This is a genomic window from Kribbella sp. NPDC055071 (assembly GCF_053608045.1).
Genome location: NZ_JBSGUS010000011.1, coordinates 197,533 through 215,055, shown reverse-complemented (window position 1 = coordinate 215,055; position 17,523 = coordinate 197,533). Strand labels below are relative to the sequence as shown.

17 protein-coding genes are annotated in these 17,523 nt (G+C 66.9%); 8 read left to right on the top strand and 9 right to left on the bottom strand.

The genetic code is table 11. The features are described from left to right. Positions 1 to 10 precede the first annotated feature (10 nt). From ACWF4Z_RS20165 to ACWF4Z_RS20155, 3 genes are read left to right on the top strand one after another with little or no spacing between them, the layout of a single operon-like run. Positions 11 to 229, top strand: a complete 219-nt coding sequence (locus ACWF4Z_RS20165; RefSeq protein WP_452244610.1) for a heavy-metal-associated domain-containing protein — start codon at positions 11 to 13, stop codon at positions 227 to 229. Then, complete coding sequence (locus ACWF4Z_RS20160) at positions 226 to 1,185, top strand: hypothetical protein (protein ID WP_452244609.1); 960 nt, start codon at positions 226 to 228, stop codon at positions 1,183 to 1,185. Before ACWF4Z_RS20165 ends, ACWF4Z_RS20160 begins: the two co-directional genes overlap by 4 nt. Further along, entirely contained in the window at positions 1,182 to 3,392 is a 2,211-nt protein-coding gene (locus ACWF4Z_RS20155) for a heavy metal translocating P-type ATPase (protein WP_452244608.1), read from the top strand. Before ACWF4Z_RS20160 ends, ACWF4Z_RS20155 begins: the two co-directional genes overlap by 4 nt. On the opposite strand, the gene ACWF4Z_RS20150 is transcribed toward ACWF4Z_RS20155, so the two are convergent. The 5 genes from ACWF4Z_RS20150 to ACWF4Z_RS20130 all read right to left on the bottom strand — a co-directional run bounded on the left by ACWF4Z_RS20150 (position 3,385) and on the right by ACWF4Z_RS20130 (position 9,572). Then, complete coding sequence (locus ACWF4Z_RS20150; RefSeq protein WP_452244607.1) at positions 3,385 to 4,926, bottom strand: glycoside hydrolase family 13 protein; 1,542 nt, start codon at positions 4,924 to 4,926, stop codon at positions 3,385 to 3,387. The genes ACWF4Z_RS20155 and ACWF4Z_RS20150 overlap by 8 nt on opposite strands. A 9-nt stretch (positions 4,927 to 4,935) precedes the next feature. Then, entirely contained in the window at positions 4,936 to 5,805 is an 870-nt protein-coding gene (locus ACWF4Z_RS20145; RefSeq protein WP_452244606.1) for a carbohydrate ABC transporter permease, read from the bottom strand. After that, the gene (locus ACWF4Z_RS20140; RefSeq protein ID WP_452244605.1) at positions 5,802 to 6,758 is read right to left on the bottom strand and encodes a carbohydrate ABC transporter permease; all 957 of its coding nucleotides are present in this window, start codon (positions 6,756 to 6,758) and stop codon (positions 5,802 to 5,804) included. Before ACWF4Z_RS20140 ends, ACWF4Z_RS20145 begins: the two co-directional genes overlap by 4 nt. After that, a complete protein-coding gene (locus ACWF4Z_RS20135; RefSeq protein WP_452244604.1) occupies positions 6,758 to 8,128 on the bottom strand; it encodes an ABC transporter substrate-binding protein in 1,371 nt (456 codons plus the stop codon). The genes ACWF4Z_RS20140 and ACWF4Z_RS20135 overlap by 1 nt, the downstream gene beginning before the upstream one ends. Before the next feature lie 451 nt (positions 8,129 to 8,579). Further along, positions 8,580 to 9,572: a LacI family DNA-binding transcriptional regulator gene (locus ACWF4Z_RS20130; RefSeq protein ID WP_452244603.1), complete on the bottom strand. Its 993-nt coding sequence runs from the start codon at positions 9,570 to 9,572 to the stop codon at positions 8,580 to 8,582. A 149-nt stretch (positions 9,573 to 9,721) separates the two neighbouring features. Here ACWF4Z_RS20130 and ACWF4Z_RS20125 point away from each other — a divergent pair, with 149 nt between their 5' ends. Continuing rightward, positions 9,722 to 10,948: a DUF4032 domain-containing protein gene (locus tag ACWF4Z_RS20125; RefSeq protein WP_452244602.1), complete on the top strand. Its 1,227-nt coding sequence runs from the start codon at positions 9,722 to 9,724 to the stop codon at positions 10,946 to 10,948. A gap of 34 nt (positions 10,949 to 10,982) precedes the next feature. Continuing rightward, positions 10,983 to 12,128: a galactonate dehydratase gene (gene dgoD / locus ACWF4Z_RS20120; RefSeq protein ID WP_452244601.1), complete on the top strand. Its 1,146-nt coding sequence runs from the start codon at positions 10,983 to 10,985 to the stop codon at positions 12,126 to 12,128. Between the two features lie 4 nt (positions 12,129 to 12,132). On the opposite strand, the gene ACWF4Z_RS20115 is transcribed toward dgoD, so the two are convergent. Then, the gene (locus tag ACWF4Z_RS20115) at positions 12,133 to 12,900 is read right to left on the bottom strand and encodes an SDR family NAD(P)-dependent oxidoreductase (RefSeq protein ID WP_452244600.1); all 768 of its coding nucleotides are present in this window, start codon (positions 12,898 to 12,900) and stop codon (positions 12,133 to 12,135) included. After that, complete coding sequence (locus ACWF4Z_RS20110; RefSeq protein ID WP_452244599.1) at positions 12,897 to 14,048, bottom strand: acyl-CoA dehydrogenase family protein; 1,152 nt, start codon at positions 14,046 to 14,048, stop codon at positions 12,897 to 12,899. Before ACWF4Z_RS20110 ends, ACWF4Z_RS20115 begins: the two co-directional genes overlap by 4 nt. Before the next feature lie 97 nt (positions 14,049 to 14,145). On the opposite strand from ACWF4Z_RS20110, the gene ACWF4Z_RS20105 reads away from it, so the two are divergent. From ACWF4Z_RS20105 to ACWF4Z_RS20095, 3 genes are all read left to right on the top strand, one after another. Further along, entirely contained in the window at positions 14,146 to 14,730 is a 585-nt protein-coding gene (locus ACWF4Z_RS20105; RefSeq protein WP_452244598.1) for a TetR/AcrR family transcriptional regulator, read from the top strand. Positions 14,731 to 14,833: 103 nt separating this feature from the next. Then, entirely contained in the window at positions 14,834 to 15,730 is an 897-nt protein-coding gene (locus ACWF4Z_RS20100; RefSeq protein WP_452244597.1) for a S1 family peptidase, read from the top strand. Positions 15,731 to 15,888: 158 nt separating this feature from the next. Continuing rightward, the gene (locus tag ACWF4Z_RS20095) at positions 15,889 to 16,776 is read left to right on the top strand and encodes a S1 family peptidase (protein ID WP_452244596.1); all 888 of its coding nucleotides are present in this window, start codon (positions 15,889 to 15,891) and stop codon (positions 16,774 to 16,776) included. 49 nt (positions 16,777 to 16,825) lie between these two features. Here ACWF4Z_RS20095 and ACWF4Z_RS20090 read toward each other — a convergent pair whose 3' ends face one another. Both ACWF4Z_RS20090 and ACWF4Z_RS20085 read right to left on the bottom strand, forming a co-directional pair. Continuing rightward, positions 16,826 to 17,230 (bottom strand): type II toxin-antitoxin system VapC family toxin, encoded by a 405-nt coding sequence (locus ACWF4Z_RS20090; RefSeq protein ID WP_452244595.1) that lies wholly within the window; start codon positions 17,228 to 17,230, stop codon positions 16,826 to 16,828. Beyond that, complete coding sequence (locus tag ACWF4Z_RS20085; RefSeq protein ID WP_452244594.1) at positions 17,227 to 17,508, bottom strand: type II toxin-antitoxin system Phd/YefM family antitoxin; 282 nt, start codon at positions 17,506 to 17,508, stop codon at positions 17,227 to 17,229. The genes ACWF4Z_RS20090 and ACWF4Z_RS20085 overlap by 4 nt, the downstream gene beginning before the upstream one ends. Positions 17,509 to 17,523: the final 15 nt, after the last annotated feature.

The window sequence follows — 17,523 nt, the reverse complement described above, 5'->3', positions numbered from 1 at the left end:
GAGCATTGATATGACCACCACCACGTACTCCGTCGCCGGCATGACCTGCGCTCACTGCACGTCGGCCGTCACCCAGGAGCTGACCAAGCTCGACGGTGTCACCGAGGTGACGATCGACCTGAACGCCGGCGGCACGTCTGCCGTCCATGTGACCAGCGAGTCCGCCCTCGACGAGGCCGTCGTACGCGAGGCCGTCGACGAGGCGGGGTACGAGCTGGCGGCGTCGTGAGGAGGGCCGCCGCGCTCCGGTTGGGTGCGTTCGCCGGTGCGCTGGCGCTTGCCTTCGGGGCGGCCTACGCGATCGGCTCCGCGGTCGACCCGATCGCGGCGGCCACTCCCGCGCAGGGAGAGGGGACCGGGATGGCTGAGATGACGCACGACGCGGGCGGGCAACTGCCCGGGCTCGCGGTCTCCGATGCCGGGTACACGTTGTCGCCGGCAATGACGTTCTTCGCGGCCGGCCAGAAGACCGAGCTGCGCTTCACGATTCAGGGGCCGGACGGCAAACCGGTCACGCAGTACACGAAGACCCACGAGAAGGACCTGCACCTGATCGTCGTACGGCGGGATCTGTCCGGGTTCCATCATGTGCACCCGACCCGGGATGCGGGCGGGACGTGGAGCATCCCGTTCACGTTCACCGCGGGCGGCACGTGGCGGTTGTACACGGACTTCCAGCCGGCCGACCTCGACCGGAACCTCACGCTCGGCACGGATGTGAACGTCTCCGGTCTCTTCATCCCAGTCCCGCTCACGGATCCCGCGAGCATCTACAGCGATCACGGGTACGACGTAACCCTCGAAGGGACTCCGGTCGCCGGGAAGGAATCCCAGCTGACGTTCCGGGTCATCCGTGGCGGCAAGCCCGTCACGGATCTCGAGCCGTACTTGGGTGCCTTCGGCCACCTTGTTTCGTTGCGCAGCGGCGATCTCGCCTACCTGCACAACCACCCGGCGCAGCATGCGGAGCCGGGGATGAAGGGCGGCCCGGCGATCAGGTTCGCGACGACGTTCCCGACGGCTGGTACCTACAGCCTGTTCCTCGACTTCCAGCATGCCGGCGAGGTGCACACCGCGGAGTTCACCGTCCGCGTGAGCTCCGACGGCACCACGATCGCGCCGCCAACCGCCGTACCGAATGAGACCGAGTCGCACAGCCACGAGGAGGAGGTGCACACCTCATGAGCAGCGTCGAGCTGATCATCGGTGGGATGACCTGCGCCTCGTGTGCGACCCGGGTCGAGAAGAAGCTGAACCGGATGGACGGGGTGACGGCGACCGTCAACTACGCCACCGAGAAGGCGAAGGTGACGTACGCCGATGGCATCACCCCCGACGACCTGGTCACCACGGTCGAGAAAACCGGCTACACAGCGACGCTGCCTTCCGAAAACTCGACCGAGCCGGAAGAGTCGGACGAGCTGAAACCGCTGCGGGAGCGGCTGATCGCGAGCATCGTGCTCACGGTGCCGGTGGTCGCGTTCGGGATGATCCCGGCGCTGCAGTTCACGTCGTGGCAGTGGGCTTCGCTGACGCTGGCGTTCCCGGTGGTGACCTGGGCGGCTTGGCCGTTCCACAAGGCAGCGTGGACCAACCTGCGGCACGCGGCGACCACGATGGACACGCTGATCTCCGTGGGCGTGGTCAGCTCGTTCCTCTGGTCGCTGTACGCGCTGTTCATCGGCACCGCGGGCGAGCCGGGGATGAAGATGCCGTTCACCCTGATCCCGTCCCGAGGCAGCGGCGCCGAGGAGATTTACCTCGAGGTCGCGACCGCGGTCACCACGTTCATCCTGGCCGGCCGGTACTTCGAGGCTCGCGCCAAGCGCCGTTCGGGTGCAGCGCTGCGGGCCCTGCTCGAGCTGGGCGCGAAGGACGTCGCCGTACTGCGGAACGGCACGGAGACCCGGATCCCGGCCGACCAGCTCGTCGAGGGTGACGAGTTCGTGGTCCGGCCCGGCGAGAAGATCGCGACCGATGGAGTCGTCGTGACTGGCAGCAGCGCAGTCGACGCGTCGATGCTGACCGGCGAGTCCGTGCCGGTCGAGGTCGGCGCGGGTGACGCGGTCGTTGGGGCGACGGTGAATGCGGGCGGGCGCCTCGTCGTACGGGCTACTCGCGTTGGCGCGGATACCCAACTGGCGCAGATGGCGCGGCTGGTCGAGGACGCGCAGAACGGGAAGGCTGAGGTCCAGCGACTGGCCGACAAGGTGTCGGGCATCTTCGTACCGATCGTGATCGGGTTGGCGCTGGCGACTCTCGGCTTCTGGCTGGGGAACGGCTCGCCGGCGGAGGTCGCGTTCACGGCCGCGGTCGCCGTACTGATCATCGCCTGCCCGTGTGCGTTGGGCCTGGCCACGCCGACCGCGTTGATGGTCGGGACCGGTCGAGGCGCGCAGCTGGGCATCCTGATCAAAGGCCCGGAGGTGCTGGAGTCCACGCGTCGGGTCGACACCGTCGTGCTCGACAAGACGGGCACCGTGACCACGGGCCGAATGGAGCTGGTCGACGTACTGCTGGCTGAAAGGCAAGACCGAGCCGACGTACTGCGATTGGCCGGTGCGCTCGAGGACTCCAGCGAGCACCCGATCGCCCAGGCCATTGCTCGTGCCGCCGCCGCTGAGGTCGGCAAGCTGCCTGAGGTCGAGGACTTCGGGAACGTCGAAGGCCTTGGTGTGCAAGGGATTGTGGACGGTCACGCCGTCCTCGTCGGGCGGACGCGGCTGCTGGAGGAGTGGAGCCAGCACCTGCCATCCGAACTCGCGCACGCCAAGGAGCACGCCGAGGCGGAGGGCAGTACGGCGGTCGCCGTCGGCTGGGACGGTGTTGCACGAGCCGTCCTGGTAGTCGCGGATACGGTGAAACCCACGTCTGTGCAGGCGATTCGCCAGCTCCGTGAGCTGGGCCTGCGGCCCGTCCTGCTGACCGGCGACAACGAAGCGGTGGCGACGAAGGTGGCCGGCGAGGTCGGCATCGACGAGGTCATCGCCGAGGTCTTGCCGGCCGGCAAGGTCGACGCGATCAAGCAACTGCAGGACGAGGGCCGAGTCGTCGCCATGATCGGTGACGGCGTCAACGACGCGGCCGCGCTCGCCCAGGCCGACCTCGGTCTCAGCATGGGCACCGGCACCGACGTGGCGATCGAAGCCAGCGACCTCACCCTGGTCCGGGGCGACCTCCGAGCGGCCGCGGACGCCATCCGGCTGTCCCGCAGCACGCTGCGCACCATCAGGGGCAACCTGTTCTGGGCCTTCGCCTACAACGTGGCCGCCCTGCCACTGGCCGCCGCCGGTCTGCTCAACCCGATGCTCGCCGGCGCGGCCATGGCGTTCAGTTCCGTCTTCGTCGTCTCCAACAGCCTTCGGTTACGACGATTCCGTCCACTTACCTGATCCAGGCTGTACTGTCACCGGCCAGCAGCCCGTTGTCCAACGGGATGCTGGCCAGCAGCAATTCGTCGTACGGCGGAAGCTCGACGGGCGACGCGGTCAGGTTGGTGACGGAGATCAGGTCGTTGTGTTTGAAGGCCAGGACCCCGGGTTGGGAGTCCAGCCAGGTCAGCGTTCCGTCGCCCAGGTGGTGGCGGCGGATGCGGAGACCGTTGCGGTAGAGGGTGAGCATGGAGTTCTGGTCGTCGCGCTGGGATTCCTCGGTGAGGTTCTTCCAGTCGGCCGGTTGCGGCAACCAGGACGTGCCGGTGCCGAAACCGAACGGGGGCTCCTTTCCGGACCACGGTAGGGGCACACGGCAACCATCGCGGCCGCGGTCGGTGCCTTGGGATCGGGTGAAGATCGGGTCCTGCAGCAACTCGTCAGGGAGATCCTCGACCTCGGGCAGGCCGAGCTCCTCGCCCTGGTACACGTACAGACCACCGGGGAGCGCCATCGCGAGGAGCGCCGCGGCGCGGGCCCGGCGTTCACCGAGAGCGAGGTCGGTGAACATGCCGTGCTTGCGGTCCTGATGCGAGAACGACGTGTCCGGCCGGCCGTACTTCGTCACCGGGCGGGTGACGTCGTGGTTCGACAGCACCCAGGTCGGCGGTGCGCCGATCGGGACGTGCGTCGACAGCGTCAGGTCGATGGACGCCTTCAGTTCGTCGGCCTCCCACGGGCGGGACAGGAAGTCGAAGTTGAACGCGGTCTGCATCTCGTCGGGGCGCAGGTAGAGCGCGAACCGTTCCTGGTCCGGCATCCACATCTCGCCGACCAGAAAGCGGCCCTCGTACTGATCGGTGATGCGACGCCAGCCGCGGTACACCTCGTGCACCTCGTCGTGGTCGGTGTACGACTCCGCCACGCTGTCCAGGTCCTTGAAGAGTACGGCGGCACTGTCGATGCGGATGCCGTCGACGCCACGATCCAGCCAGAACCGCAGGATGTCGTGGAACTCCTCGACCACCTCCGGGTTACGCCAGTTGAAGTCGGGCTGCTCGGGCGCGAACAGGTGCAGGTACCACTCGCCGTCCTCGACCTGGGTCCAGGCGGGACCGTTGAAGATCGACTGCCAATCGTTCGGCGGCTGGTCACCGCGCCCGGGGCGGAACAGGAAGCGCTCCCGCTCCGGCGACCCCGGCCCGGCCTGCAAAGCCTGGACGAACCAGTCCTGCTGGTCGGATCCGTGGTTCGGGACGATGTCGATGATCGTGCGGATGTTCAGCTCGTGCGCCTCCGCGATGTACGCCTCGGCCTCGGCCAGCGTGCCGAACGCCGGGTCGATCGCGCGGTAGTCGGCGACGTCGTACCCGCCGTCGGCCATCGGGGACGGGTACCACGGGTTCAGCCAGATCGCGTCCACGCCGAGCTCGGCCAGGTACGGCAACCGCTGCCGGAGCCCGGCCAGGTCCCCGATCCCGTCACCGTTGCCATCGGCAAAGCTCCGCAAGTAGACCTGATAAATCGCAGCCCCACGCCACCATTCGTCTGCCATCGAAGCTCCTTAACCTTTGAGGGAACCGGCGGTGAGGCCGGCCATGATGCTGCGCTGGAATACGAAGAAGACCAGGATGGTCGGAAGGCTCGCGATCACCAGGGAAGCGATCAGCACGTTCTGCGGCATCTGCGCGGACAGCGACGCGATGCCGACGCTGATCGACATCTTGTCCGTCTCCGGCAGCACCAGGAGCGGCCAGACGAAGTCCTTCCACACCGTCACGACGCTCAGGATCGACACCACGCCGAGGATCGGCCGCGATACCGGCAGCACGATCGACCACAGGATCCGCAGCGGTGACGCGCCGTCGATCTCGGCCGCCTCGAGCAGTTCGCGCGGGATCGAGTCGAAGAACCGCTTGAGCAGGAAGACGAAGAACCCGTTCGCTGCCGCCGGCAACCAAATCGCCCAGGGCGTGTTCAGCAGACTGGTATGGAAGATCGGCAGGTCCTTCGCGACCAGGTACGTCGGGAGCAGCAGCACCATCGGCGGGATCATCAGGGTCGCGAGCATCGCGCCGAGAATCACCTTGCCGAAGAACGGCCGCAGCTTCGACAACGCGTACGCCGCGGTCACGTCGACTCCCAACGTGAACAGCCACGCGCCACCGGCGTACAGGATCGTGTTCTTCAGGAAGACCCCGAGCTGGAGCTGCTCCCACGCGTCCTTGTAGACGCCGAAGTCGAAATGCTGCGGGAAGAAGCTCGGCGGGATCTGCGCCAGCTCCTCCGGTGACTTGAGCGCGCCGGTCACCATCCAGTACAGCGGGAACACGAACGCCAACGTGAACCCGACCACGACGACCACGAGCGTCGTCCAGTAGATCAGCCGACCCATCGGGGTTCGCAACGACAACGGCGAGACGAGTGTCCTCATCGGGCATCCTCCTCGCGGGACACCCGCAGGTAGATCGTCGAGAAGACCAGCAGCACGATCATCAGCATCAGTCCGAGCGCACTACCGCCGCCGAAGTCGCCGAAGTTGAAGGCGTACTGGTACATCAGGTAGGCGACCGTGACGGTCGCGTTCTCCGGACCACCGCCGGTCAGCAGGTACGGCTCGATGAACACCTGCATGGTCGCGACGACCTGCAGGAGGAGCATGACCAGCAGGATCAGCTTGGTCTGCGGGATCGTCACATGCCAGACCCGCTTGAACAGGCCCGCGCCGTCCAGCTCCGCCGACTCGTACAGATCGCCGGGGATGCTCTGCAACGCGGCCAGGTAGATCAGCGTGCCGGTGCCGAGGTTCATCCAGGTCGACACGAGCACGAGGCTGATGAGCGCCGTACTGGTGGAGTCCAGCCAGCTCAGCGGCGGGATGCCGAAGACGTCGAGGATCTGGTTGAACAGGCCGGATCCCGGATCGTAGAACCACTTGAAGAGCAGAACTGCGACCGCCGGCGGAAGCATCACCGGGAGGTAGACGACGAAGCGCAGGTACGCCTTCGCGTGCTTGAGCTCGTTGAGTACGACGGCCAGCACGAACGGGACCGCGTAGCCGATCACGAGCGCGAGGGCGCTGAACACGGCCGTGTTCAACCACGCCGACCGGAACGCCGGGTCCTCGATCACGGTCTTGAAGTTGTCGAAGCCGACCCACGTGCCGGGATCGACGAAGTTGTTCTGCTGGAAGCTGAGGATCACCTCCCGCACCATCGGATACCAAGAAAACAAGGCGAAACAGATCAGTGCGCCACAGAGAAACCCGTAGGCGGTGAGGTTCCGCCCGAACGCGCGCCGCAAAGCGCCGTGGTGGTCCTGGTCAGGTCGCGGGTCCGCCGCCCCCGTCGAACGGGGGCGGCGTACCTGCTGTTCAGTAACAGCCATCACGTGTTCTTTGCGAGGATCTTGTTCGCCTTGCTCTCCGCGTCCGACAGGAGCTTGTCGATGTCGGCGTCCTTGCGCGTCAGCACCGCGGACATCGCGACGTCGAGGACGGCGTACAGCTCCTGGGCCTTCGGCGGCTCGACCTTGTTGGTGATGGTCGACTGGGCGTCGACGTACGGCGTGAAGTGGTCGACCGGGACCGTCGCGTACTGCTTGCGCAGGGCAACGATCTCCTTACCCGGCGCGGAGTCGCCGTACAGGTCCGGGATCGGCAGCCCGACCGGGCGGCCGTCGGCCTTGGCGCGCTGGTAGTTGAACTGGCCCTGACCCGGCGTCAGCTCGTGGAACTGCAGCCAGAGCAGGCCTGCCTTGATCTTCGCCGGGGTCGCCTTCGGGTTGAACATGTAGCCGTCGCCACCACTCAGCGAGGACTTGCCCTCCGACTCCGGTACGGCGGTGACGCCGTAGTCCTCGAACTTGCCCTGGAAGTCGTTGTTCACCGACTGGACGACGTCCGGCGCGCCGATCATCATGCCGAGCTTGCCGCCGCCCATCATGCGCATCAGGTCCTCCCACTGGAGGAGCTGCTTGCTGCCCATCGAGTTGTCGTCCCAGCGCATCTTCTTCAGGTTCTCCAGCACCGCCTTGCCTTCGGCGCTGTTGAACGCTGCGGTCTTGCCGTCCTCGCTGACCATCGAGCCACCGCGGGCGTAGAGCTCCGAGGCGAAGTGCCAGCCACCGGTGTTACCGGCGGAGTACTCGCCGTACCCGACGTACCCGGCACCGAGGCCGGCGATCTTCTTCGCGGCGTCCTGGACCTCGGCCCACGTCTTCGGCGGGCTGTCCGGGTTCAGACCGGCCTGCGTGAAGAGCTTGCGGTTGTAGACCAGGCCCATGTTGTAGTTGTTCCGCGGCAGACCGTAGGTCTTGTCGCCGTCCTTGAACACGCCCATCACGTCAGGGCGCAGGTCCTTGATCTCCTTGACATCGCCGACGTACTGGCTGATGTCCGCGGCCTGCTTGTTCTTGATGATCTTCTGGACGTCGGTGTAGTAGACGTAGAAGACGTCCTCCTGCGTCCCGCCGGCCAGCTTCGCCTGGAACGTGTCCGGGTTGATACACGGAAACGCGTCCTTGCTCTGGACCGTGATATTCGGGTGCAGCTTCTGGAAGGCCGCCACGTCCGCGTCCCAGGCGGTGCGCTCCTTTGGGTTGCTCTTCGGTGGTTGACAGCCCACCGTGATCGTCACCGGCCCGTCCGCCGAACTTTCGGCGGCAGGCTTGTTTGCGTCCCCCGAACCGCAGGACGCGGCCACCAGCCCGAGTCCCATCGCCAGCACCAGGCTGAGCCCACGGCGCGTTGTCCTCATCGATCCACCCTCTCCCTTGAACCTTGCGCACACCGTAGGCAACTCGACAGTGGAGCGCAATAGTTGAATCAGAGAATGCAAAATCGTGACTTTGGCAAGGAAGTCCCGCCCACGCCAACGACCCCACCTACCCAGGTGGGGTGGGCGAGCGAGCACCTAGCCGAACCGACCCCCTGTGCCTGCCCGACCGGATTTGCCTGGCCGACCCACCAAATGGGGGGGTTTGTGACCCACGTTCAGGGTCACAAACCCCCGACCACGTGGGTCAGCCAGCCAAATTGCTGGGTCAGCCAGCCAAATGGGGGAGGTGGGGCTGCGTGGGTGGTCGGCTGATGCGGGGCGGAACGCAGGGGTTCGGGGCCGGGTGGCTGGGGTTAGCCGGCTGGCAGGGGTTCGGGGCCGGGTGGCTGGGGGTTGGCTGGGTGGCTGGGGTTAGCCGGGTGGCTGGGGGTTAAATGTGGGCTCTGGCGGTGGAGGCTCGGACTACCAGTTCTGGTTCGAAGAGGAGTTCGTCGGCGGGGACGGCGGCTCGTTCGATCAGGGCGACCAGCATGTCGACGGCGGCTCGGCCCATGGCGTCGATGGGCTGGCGGACGGTGGTGAGGGGCGGATCGGTGCAGTTCATCATCGCGGAATCGTCGTACCCGATCACCGAGACCTCCTCGGGGACGCTGAGGCCGGCGCGGCGGACCGCGCGGATCGCACCGAGGGCGAGGATGTCGCTGGCACAGACGATGCCGGTGACGCCGTTGTTCACGAGCCGGGTCGCGGCCGCATGCCCGCCCTCGAGCGAGAACATCGTGTGCTCGACCAGCTCCGGATCCGCCTCCTCGGAGGCGAGGAACGCGTCCAGCTTCCGCCGCGACGGGATGTGGTCGCGCGGCCCGAGCACCATCCCGATCCGGCGGTGACCGAGCGCGCGCAGGTGACCGATCGCCATCTCCGCGGCAACGGTGTCGTCCGACGAGACCTGCGGGAACCCGAGGTGATCGACCGCCGCATTCACCAGCACGGTTGGCAGCTTTCGCTCCTGGATCAGCTCGTAGTGCGCGTGCGGAGCGTCCGCCTGCGCGTAGAACCCACCGGCGAACACCACCCCGGACACCTGCTGCTGCAGGAGCAGATCGACGTAATCAGCTTCGGAGACCCCACCCACGGTCCGCGTGCAGAGCAAGGACGTGAAGCCTTGCTGAGCCAGCGCTCCCCCGACGACCTCGGCGAACGCCGGGAAGATCGGGTTCTGCAACTCGGGCAGCACCAGCCCGACGAGTCTGGCCCGGTCCCCGCGTAGCTGCGTGGGACGCTCGTACCCGAGCACATCGAGCGCGGTCAGCACGGCCTCGCGGGTCGCCTCGGACACGCCGGGCTTGCCGTTGAGTACCCGGCTGACCGTGGCCTCGCTGACCCCGACCTTTTTGGCCACCTCGGCAAGTCGTCGCGTCATGACGCAAACTCTACGCCTCCCAACGCAAGAACTTGCAACCACTTGCGCGGCATTTCGTGAGCAGTCCTGCTCACCGGAGACCGTTTCGCGACGTGGACCCGCTCCCTGAGGACTCAGCTTGTGGGCGAAATCCTGACAGACTGGTCCTCGTGCCTCGATTCGTCGCCACTCGCCCGGACACCGGCCTGCTGTCGCTCCCCTGGGATGTGCCGCTGGAGGACTGGCCCGAAGACCAGCTGGTCGCGCTGCCGCGCGGTATCTCGCGGCACGTGGTCCGGTTCGTCCGGGTCAACGGGAGTGTGTACGCGATCAAGGAAGTCCTCGAGCATCTCGCGATGCACGAGTACCGGCTGCTGCGCGACCTGGAACGGCTCGAGACCCCCTCGGTCGAACCGGTCGGCGTGATCACCGACCGGCTGGACCGCGACGGCGAGCCGATCGACTCGATCCTGATCACCCGGCACCTGCAGTTCTCGCTGCCGTACCGGGCACTGTTCTCCAGCACGCTCCGCCCGGACACGGTCAACCGACTGATCGACGCGCTGGTCGCGCTGCTCGTCCGGCTGCACCTGAACGGGTTCTTCTGGGGTGACTGCTCGCTGTCCAACACCCTGTTCCGCCGGGATGCCGGCGCGTTCGCGGCGTACCTGGTGGACGCCGAGACCGGCGAGCTGCACCAGGACATCTCCGACGGGCAGCGCGCGCACGACCTCTACACCGCCGAGATCAACCTCTTCGGCGAGTTCCTCGACCTGCAGGAGGGCGGGCTGCTCGACGAGGCCATCGATCCCATGGAGACGGTCCAGTCGATCAACGACCGGTACGACGCGCTGTGGGCCGAGCTGACCGCGCCCGAGGAGTTCGCGAACGACGAGATGCACCGGCTGGACTCGCGGATCCGCCGACTCAACGACCTCGGTTTCGATGTCGCCGAGATCGACATCATCACCGACTGGGACGGCAGCCAGGTCCGCATCCAGCCGAAGGTCGTGGACGCCGGCCACCACTCGCGCCGACTGCTCCGGCTGACCGGTCTGGACGTCGAGGAGAACCAGGCCCGCCGCCTGCTGAACGACCTGGACTCCTACGCCGCCGCGACCAACCAGCAGAACGAGGACGAGGAGATCGTCGCGCACGAGTGGCTGACCAACGTCTTCGAGCCCGTCGTCCGCTCGGTCCCCCGCGACCTGAAGCGCAAGCTCGAGCCTGCCGAGGTCTTCCACGAGGTGCTCGAACATCGCTGGTTCCTGTCCGAACAAGCCGGTCATGAGGTCGACACCCTGGAGGCGGCGCGTTCGTACGTGCAGAACGTGCTGAGCGCCAAGCCCGACGAGAAGCTCGCCCTCCCCACCCCGACCACCCTCGAGGCGGACTGACCCCTCTCGCCGCGCGCGTAGGTAGGGTTGAAACGTGAAAATCGTGGGATACGAGACGTTCCTGGTGGCGCCGCGGTGGCAGTTCCTGCGGATCGATACCGACGCGGGGATCAGCGGCTGGGGTGAGCCGATCGTCGAGGGCCGCGCGGAGGCCGTTCGGGGTGCCGTCGAGGCGTTGCTGGAGGACCTGGTCGGTCAGGATCCGCTGCGCATCGAGGAACACTGGCAGGTGATGGCCAAGGGCGGCTTCTATCGCGGTGGTGCCGTGCTGTCGAGCGCGTTGGCCGGCATCGACCAGGCGCTATGGGACATCAAAGGCAGGCATCACGGCGTACCTGTGCATGAGTTGCTCGGTGGGCCGGTGCGGGATCGGGTTCGGATGTATACGTGGGCGCACGGCGCGTCCAACGCTGAGCTCGTCGACGACGCTCAAACGAAGGTGGCCAGCGGTTTCACGGCGGTCAAGATCAACGTGTCCGAGGCGCTGCCGCCGATCCCGGGCGCGAGCGATCTGCGGCGGATGGTTTCGCGAGTGGAGGCCTTGCGCTCCGCGCTCGGTGACGACGTCGACATCGCGCTGGACTTCCACGGGCGATTGAGCACCGCTGCGACCCGGCAGTTGCTGCCGATGCTGGAACCGCTGCTGCCGTTGTTCGTCGAGGAGCCGGTCACGCCGGAGTACTCGCGCGACCTGCGGCGGATCGTCGAGTCGACCAGCATCCCGATCGCCACCGGTGAGCGGCTCTTCTCGCGCTGGGACTTCCGGGACGTCCTCACCACCGGTCTCGCGGTAGCGCAACCCGACATCTCGCACGCCGGCGGGATCTCCGAGGTACGACGCATCGCCGCCATGGCCGAGGCGTACGACGTCGCCGTCGCGCCGCACTGCCCGTTGGGCCCGATCACCCTCGCGGCCAGCCTGCAGATCGACTTCGCGATCCCGAACTTCCTGATCCAGGAGCAGTCGCTCGGAATCGAGTACAGCGGCGGCAACGAACTGCTCGACTACCTCGTCGACCCGTCCGTGTTCGCCTTCGTGGACGGGTATGTCGCCCGCCCGACCGGCCCCGGTCTAGGCATCGAAGTCAACGAGGACGCCGTCCGCGCAGCCGCCGCCGAACCCCATCGCTGGCGCTCACCCGTCTTCCGCCACGAGGACGGCTCGTTCGCGGAGTGGTGACCGCTTAGCGCGGTGGCATGCGGAGGGCGCCGTCGAGGCGGATGACCTCTCCGTTGAGGAGTTGGTTCTCGAGGATGTGGTGGACGAGGGCCGCGTATTCGGCAGGGTGGCCCAGGCGGGAGGGGTGCGGGATCTGCTGCTCGAGGATGGTGCGGGTTTCTTCGGGCAGGCCGGCGAGCATGGGGGTTTCCATGGTGCCGGGAGCGATGGTGACGACCCGAATCCCCTTGTCGGCAAGGTCTCTCGCTGCGGTCAGGGTGAGTGCGACGATGCCACCCTTGCTGGCTGCGTAGGCTGCCTGGCCGATCTGACCGTCGTACGCCGCGATGGACGCGGTCATCACCACCACGCCGCGGTCGCCGTCCTCGGTGGGAGGCTGGGCGATCATGCGTTCGGCGGCGAGGCGGAGGACGTTGAAGGTGCCGACCAGGTTGACCTCGATCACCTGGCGGAAGGTTGCCAGGGGCAACGGTCCCTTCCGGCCGACGACGCGGCCGGGGGTGGCGATGCCGGCGCAGGTGACGACGACGCGGAGGTCGCCGAGGGTGGCGGCCGCGTCCAGGGCCGCGGTCACGGCGGCCTCGTCGGTGACGTCGGCGGGGGCGAACACGACCCGGTCGCCCAGCTCGTCCGCGACCGCCTTGCCGGCCGACGACGGCAGGTCGACGATGACGACACCCAGTCCGTCAGCGGCGAGCCGCCGTACCGTCGCCTCTCCGAGCCCTGAACCGCCGCCGGTCACCAGCGCGACATCGGACGAGCTGAACTTCATCCCACACTCCTCAACAGGTCGCGGCTGATGACGAGCCGCTGGATCTGGTTGGTGCCTTCGAAGATCTGGGTGACTTTGGCCTCGCGCATGTAGCGCTCGGCCGGGAAGTCGCGGGTGTAACCGTACCCACCGAGGACCTGGACCGCGTCCGTGGTGACCTTCATCGCCGCGTCGGTGCAGACCAGCTTCGCGATCGCTGCCTGCTGCGTGAACGACCGCCCGAGATCCCGCCGGCGCGCGGCCTGCAGGTATGTCGAGCGCGCCGACTCCACCGCCGCCGCCATGTCGGCGAGCATGAATTGCACACCCTGGAAGTCCGCGATCGGATGCCCGAACTGCTCCCGCTCCTTCGCGTACGACGCGGCGACCTCGAGCGCGGCCTGGGCGAGTCCGGTCGCACAGGCGGCGATCCCCAGCCGGCCGGAATCGAGCGCGGACAAGGCGATCCGCATCCCATCGCCCTCGGCACCGATCAGGTTGTCGACCGGGATGCGCACGTTGTCGAAGTTCACCAGCGTGGTAGTCGATCCGGTCAGACCCATCTTCCGCTCGGGTGCACCGAAGCTCAGCCCCTCGGCCGACGCCGGGACGTAGAAGGCGGAGATGCCGTGCTTCGGGTCGTCCGACGTACGGGCGAAGGTCGTATAGAAATCCGCGTGGGAGCCGTGACTGATCCACGCCTTGGTACCGCGCAGGACGTACTGGTCGGCGTCGCGGACGGCCCACGTGCGCAGCCCACTGATGTCCGAACCGGCCTGAGACTCCGACAGCGCATAAGCCCCGAGCAGCTCGCCGCCGACCATGTCCGGCAGCAACCGCGCCTTCTGCTCCTCAGTCCCGAACGTGGCCAGCGCATAGCTGGTCATCGTGTGCACCGAGACGCCGACACCGACCGACATCCAGGCCGCGGCGATCTCCTCGAGCATCTGCAGATACACCTCGTACGGCTGCTCGCCCCCGCCGTATTGCTCCGGATAGGGCAGACCGAGCAGGCCCGCCTTGCCCAGCGTGCGGAACGCGTCCCGCGGGAAGGTCTCGCTCTCCTCGGCCTGTGCGGCGTGCGGCGCCAGCTCGTGCGCGCACAACTCGCGGACCAAGGCGAGCAGTTCGGTGGATTCCTCGGTGGGCAGGAGACGATCGACAGCCATCAGGCACCCCTCTCAACGGCTGATCTCACTCGTGGCGAAATGATACCGCGAGCGATACTGACGACTATACGCCAGTATCGTTCTATGCTGTCTCGATATGACAACAGTCGTGCCGGGGCGCCGCACCCGCAGGCAGTCCGAGCTGCTCGACCGGCTTCTGGTCCTGTTCCTCGAACAAGGCTTCAGCCGGTTCACCCTGGACGACCTGGCCGCCGAGCTGCGCTGCAGCAAGACAACCCTGTACGCACTCGCGCCGAGCAAGGAGCAGCTCGCGGTCGAGGTGGTGAAGCACTACTTCAAGAATGCCACCGCGCAGGTGGAGTCGGCGGTGGCCCGGCAGACCCGGCACGACCGGCGGATCGCGGCGTACCTGAACGCCGTCGCCGACGCGCTCCGGCCGGCCAGCCGGACCTTCCTGGACGACGTCGCGACGTTCGCGCCGGCCCGGTCGGTGTACGAGCGGAACACCCGGATCGCGGCCGAGCGAGTCCGGACGCTGATCGAGGACGGCATCACGAACAAGATGTTCCGGCAGGTCGACATCGCCTTCGCGGCCGAGATGATCGCGCACACGATGCAGGCGATCCAGCGTGGCGATATTGCCCGTCGTACCGGCCTGAACGACGCCGAGGCCTACCGCGAACTCGCGTCCTTCGTCCTGCACTCCCTGCGCCTCGACTGATCCGGGTGATACTGCGGACGCCTAGAGTTGGCGGGCAAACGATTGATGTCCTGAAGGTGCCACGGCCGAACCGCCCGCGGCTCGTCACGGAAGGCTGTCGAGTATGAAGGCTCTTACCCTCCGACGCACCGGAGCGGTCCTCGCCGCGACCGCGCTGGCGCTGGCCGCCGCGGTCCCGGCGAAGGCCGATCCGGTGCAGCCCCCTCCGGTGAAGGCGACGCCCAGGTTGTCTGCGGCGGTGATCACCACTGCTCTGAACGACAAGATCCAGACTCCTGGCACCGCCTGGGTGACGAAGCCGGACGGCACGGTCGTGGTCTCCTACGACTCCACTGTCACCGGCAGCAAGCTGACCACATTGACCAACGTCACCAAGAGCCTCGGGCAGAACGTCACGCTCGAGAAGCTCCCCGGCAAGCTGCAGAAGTACATCAGCGGCGGCATGGCGACGTACGGCGGTGACGTGAAGTGCTCGGTGGGCTTCAACGTCCAGCGGAAGGGCAGGTACTACTTCCTGACGGCCGGGCACTGCGGTGTCGAGGGCGCGCAGTGGTACCAGGACCTCGACCACAAGATCTTCACCGGGACCGTGCACCAGCCCAGCTACCCGTGGAACGACTACTCGCTGGTCGTCTACCGCAGCGGCATCAAGCCCCCGGGCGGCAGCGTGTACCTGTACAACGGCAAGTCGCAGGACATCAGCATCGCGATGAACCCGAACGTCGGCCAGCTGGTGTACCGCTCCGGCGCGACCAGCGGTCTGCACAGCGGCCGGGTCACCGGGCTCAACGCGACGGTCAACTACGGTGACGGCCGCGTGGCCGGCCTGCTGCAGACCAACGTCTGCGCTGAGCCGGGCGACTCGGGCGGACCGCTGTTCTACCGGCAGTACGCGTTCGGTCTGACGTCCGGTGGGACAGGCGACTGCAAGACGGGCGGTATCACCTACTTCCAGCCCGTGTACGAGGCCCTCAAGGCGTACGGCGTCACGGTCTACTGACGCCTGCGCCCCTAGTCCTCCAGGACTAAGGGTGACGTAGGTTTTCCCTACCCTGCGGATTCGGCTGAATACTCAGGGACAGAACGGGGTAGGAGCGCTCACGGTTAAGTCAAGGACGCCCCGCCCCGAAGGCGTCCTCATCGTGAGGAGGCTCAACCGTGAAGTTTTCGCCCATTCGCCGTACCGCCGCGATCCTGGCCACCGCCGGGCTCGTTGCCGCCGGACTGCTGGCCACCCAGGCTTCGGCAGCGCCGGTCGCCCCATCGACGCTGTCGGCCTCGGCCATCACCGCGACCTTGAACAAGGACGCGGCCATCCCCGGAACCGCCTGGCAGACCAACCCTGACGGCCGGATCATCGTCTCGTACGACGACACGGTCGCCGGCGCGAAGCTGTCGGCGCTGACCGGTGTCACCAAGCAGTTCGGTGACCGGGTCACGCTGGAGAAGATCTCCGGCAAGCTGACCAAGTACATCGCGGGCGGTGACGCCATCTACGGTGGCCAGTACCGCTGCTCGCTCGGCTTCAACGTCCGCAACAGCGCCGGCACGTACTTCTTCCTGACCGCCGGCCACTGCGGCAACATCGCGTCCGCCTGGTACGCGAACTCCGCCAAGACCACGCTGGTCGGTAACACGTACGGCTCCAGCTTCCCCGGTAACGACTACGCGATCGTGCAGTACGCGGCGTCGTACACGAACCACCCCGGTACGGTCGACCTCTACAACGGCTCGTCCCAGGACATCACGTCCTCGGCCAACGCCACCGTCGGCCAGGCCGTCAAGCGCAGCGGTAGCACCACCGGTGTGCACAGCGGCACGGTCCAGGCCGTCAACGCGACGGTGAACTACGCCGAGGGTCAGGTCTCCGGCCTGATCCGCACCAACGTCTGCGCCGAGGGTGGCGACTCCGGCGGTGCCCTGTTCGCAGGCAGTGTGGCCCTCGGCCTCACCTCCGGCGGCTCGGGCAACTGCTCGACCGGCGGCACCACCTACTTCCAGCCCGTCACCGAGGCCCTGTCGCGCTACGGCGTCAGCGTCTACTGAACCAAGTCATGACCTGCAGGCCCGGGATCACTCCCGGGCCTGCAGTGCGTCATGCCGGAGCGAGAACTGGGAATCCGAGCTCCTCTGCCGCGGACGTCAGTTCCTTGTCGTAGGTGACGAACTCCGACAACTCGACACGAAACGGCTCGGCACTGGCAAGATGAATCGCATCCAGCGAGCCCAGCCTGCTCGTCTGGTAGGCCATCGCACGACCAAGCACCGTCGAACTGAGATCGACCAAGTTCACACCACGCACCGCCTGAGCGGCGAAGTACGGAACTTGCTGATGGTCGACGCCCGCCCGCAGCAACGTGCGAGTGATCTCGAGCCTCGCCAGTTCACTGGTCAGCAACTCGGTGTCTGCCGGAAGCGATTCGCGCCACGCACGCAGAGCTGCCGACTCAGCCTCCGGCTTGATGAACTTGAGCAGCGCGCAGGCGTCCAGGTAGATCACCTGCGCCGCTCCTTGTCGCGATCGGCGATGAGTAGGTCGGACAGGCTCTCGACCTCGGGCGCCAGCTCCAGCATCAGGTCGGGCATTCCCAGTTCGCTCGGTGGTGTCACCTCGCCGGAGTCGATCATGCGTTGCAACGCCCCTGGTCGCTCGTCCTCCGGGACGAGCCGGAGAACGGGCCGGCCGCGGTCGGTCACGACAATCGTCTCTCCGGCGCGCACCCTGGCCACCGCCTTCGACGGGTTCTGATTCAGCTCGCGCAGCCCGATGGTCTCCATACCCATCAATGTAAC

Coding starts and splice junctions, on each gene's coding strand:
- ACWF4Z_RS20165 (WP_452244610.1), top strand. CDS start 11: ATGACCACCACCACGTACTCCGTCGCCGGCATGACCTGCGCTCACTGC.
- ACWF4Z_RS20155 (WP_452244608.1), top strand. CDS start 1,182: ATGAGCAGCGTCGAGCTGATCATCGGTGGGATGACCTGCGCCTCGTGT.
- ACWF4Z_RS20150 (WP_452244607.1), bottom strand. CDS start 4,926: ATGGCAGACGAATGGTGGCGTGGGGCTGCGATTTATCAGGTCTACTTG.
- ACWF4Z_RS20145 (WP_452244606.1), bottom strand. CDS start 5,805: ATGAGGACACTCGTCTCGCCGTTGTCGTTGCGAACCCCGATGGGTCGG.
- ACWF4Z_RS20140 (WP_452244605.1), bottom strand. CDS start 6,758: ATGGCTGTTACTGAACAGCAGGTACGCCGCCCCCGTTCGACGGGGGCG.
- ACWF4Z_RS20135 (WP_452244604.1), bottom strand. CDS start 8,128: ATGAGGACAACGCGCCGTGGGCTCAGCCTGGTGCTGGCGATGGGACTC.
- ACWF4Z_RS20130 (WP_452244603.1), bottom strand. CDS start 9,572: ATGACGCGACGACTTGCCGAGGTGGCCAAAAAGGTCGGGGTCAGCGAG.
- ACWF4Z_RS20115 (WP_452244600.1), bottom strand. CDS start 12,900: ATGAAGTTCAGCTCGTCCGATGTCGCGCTGGTGACCGGCGGCGGTTCA.
- ACWF4Z_RS20110 (WP_452244599.1), bottom strand. CDS start 14,048: ATGGCTGTCGATCGTCTCCTGCCCACCGAGGAATCCACCGAACTGCTC.
- ACWF4Z_RS20105 (WP_452244598.1), top strand. CDS start 14,146: ATGACAACAGTCGTGCCGGGGCGCCGCACCCGCAGGCAGTCCGAGCTG.
- ACWF4Z_RS20100 (WP_452244597.1), top strand. CDS start 14,834: ATGAAGGCTCTTACCCTCCGACGCACCGGAGCGGTCCTCGCCGCGACC.
- ACWF4Z_RS20085 (WP_452244594.1), bottom strand. CDS start 17,508: ATGGAGACCATCGGGCTGCGCGAGCTGAATCAGAACCCGTCGAAGGCG.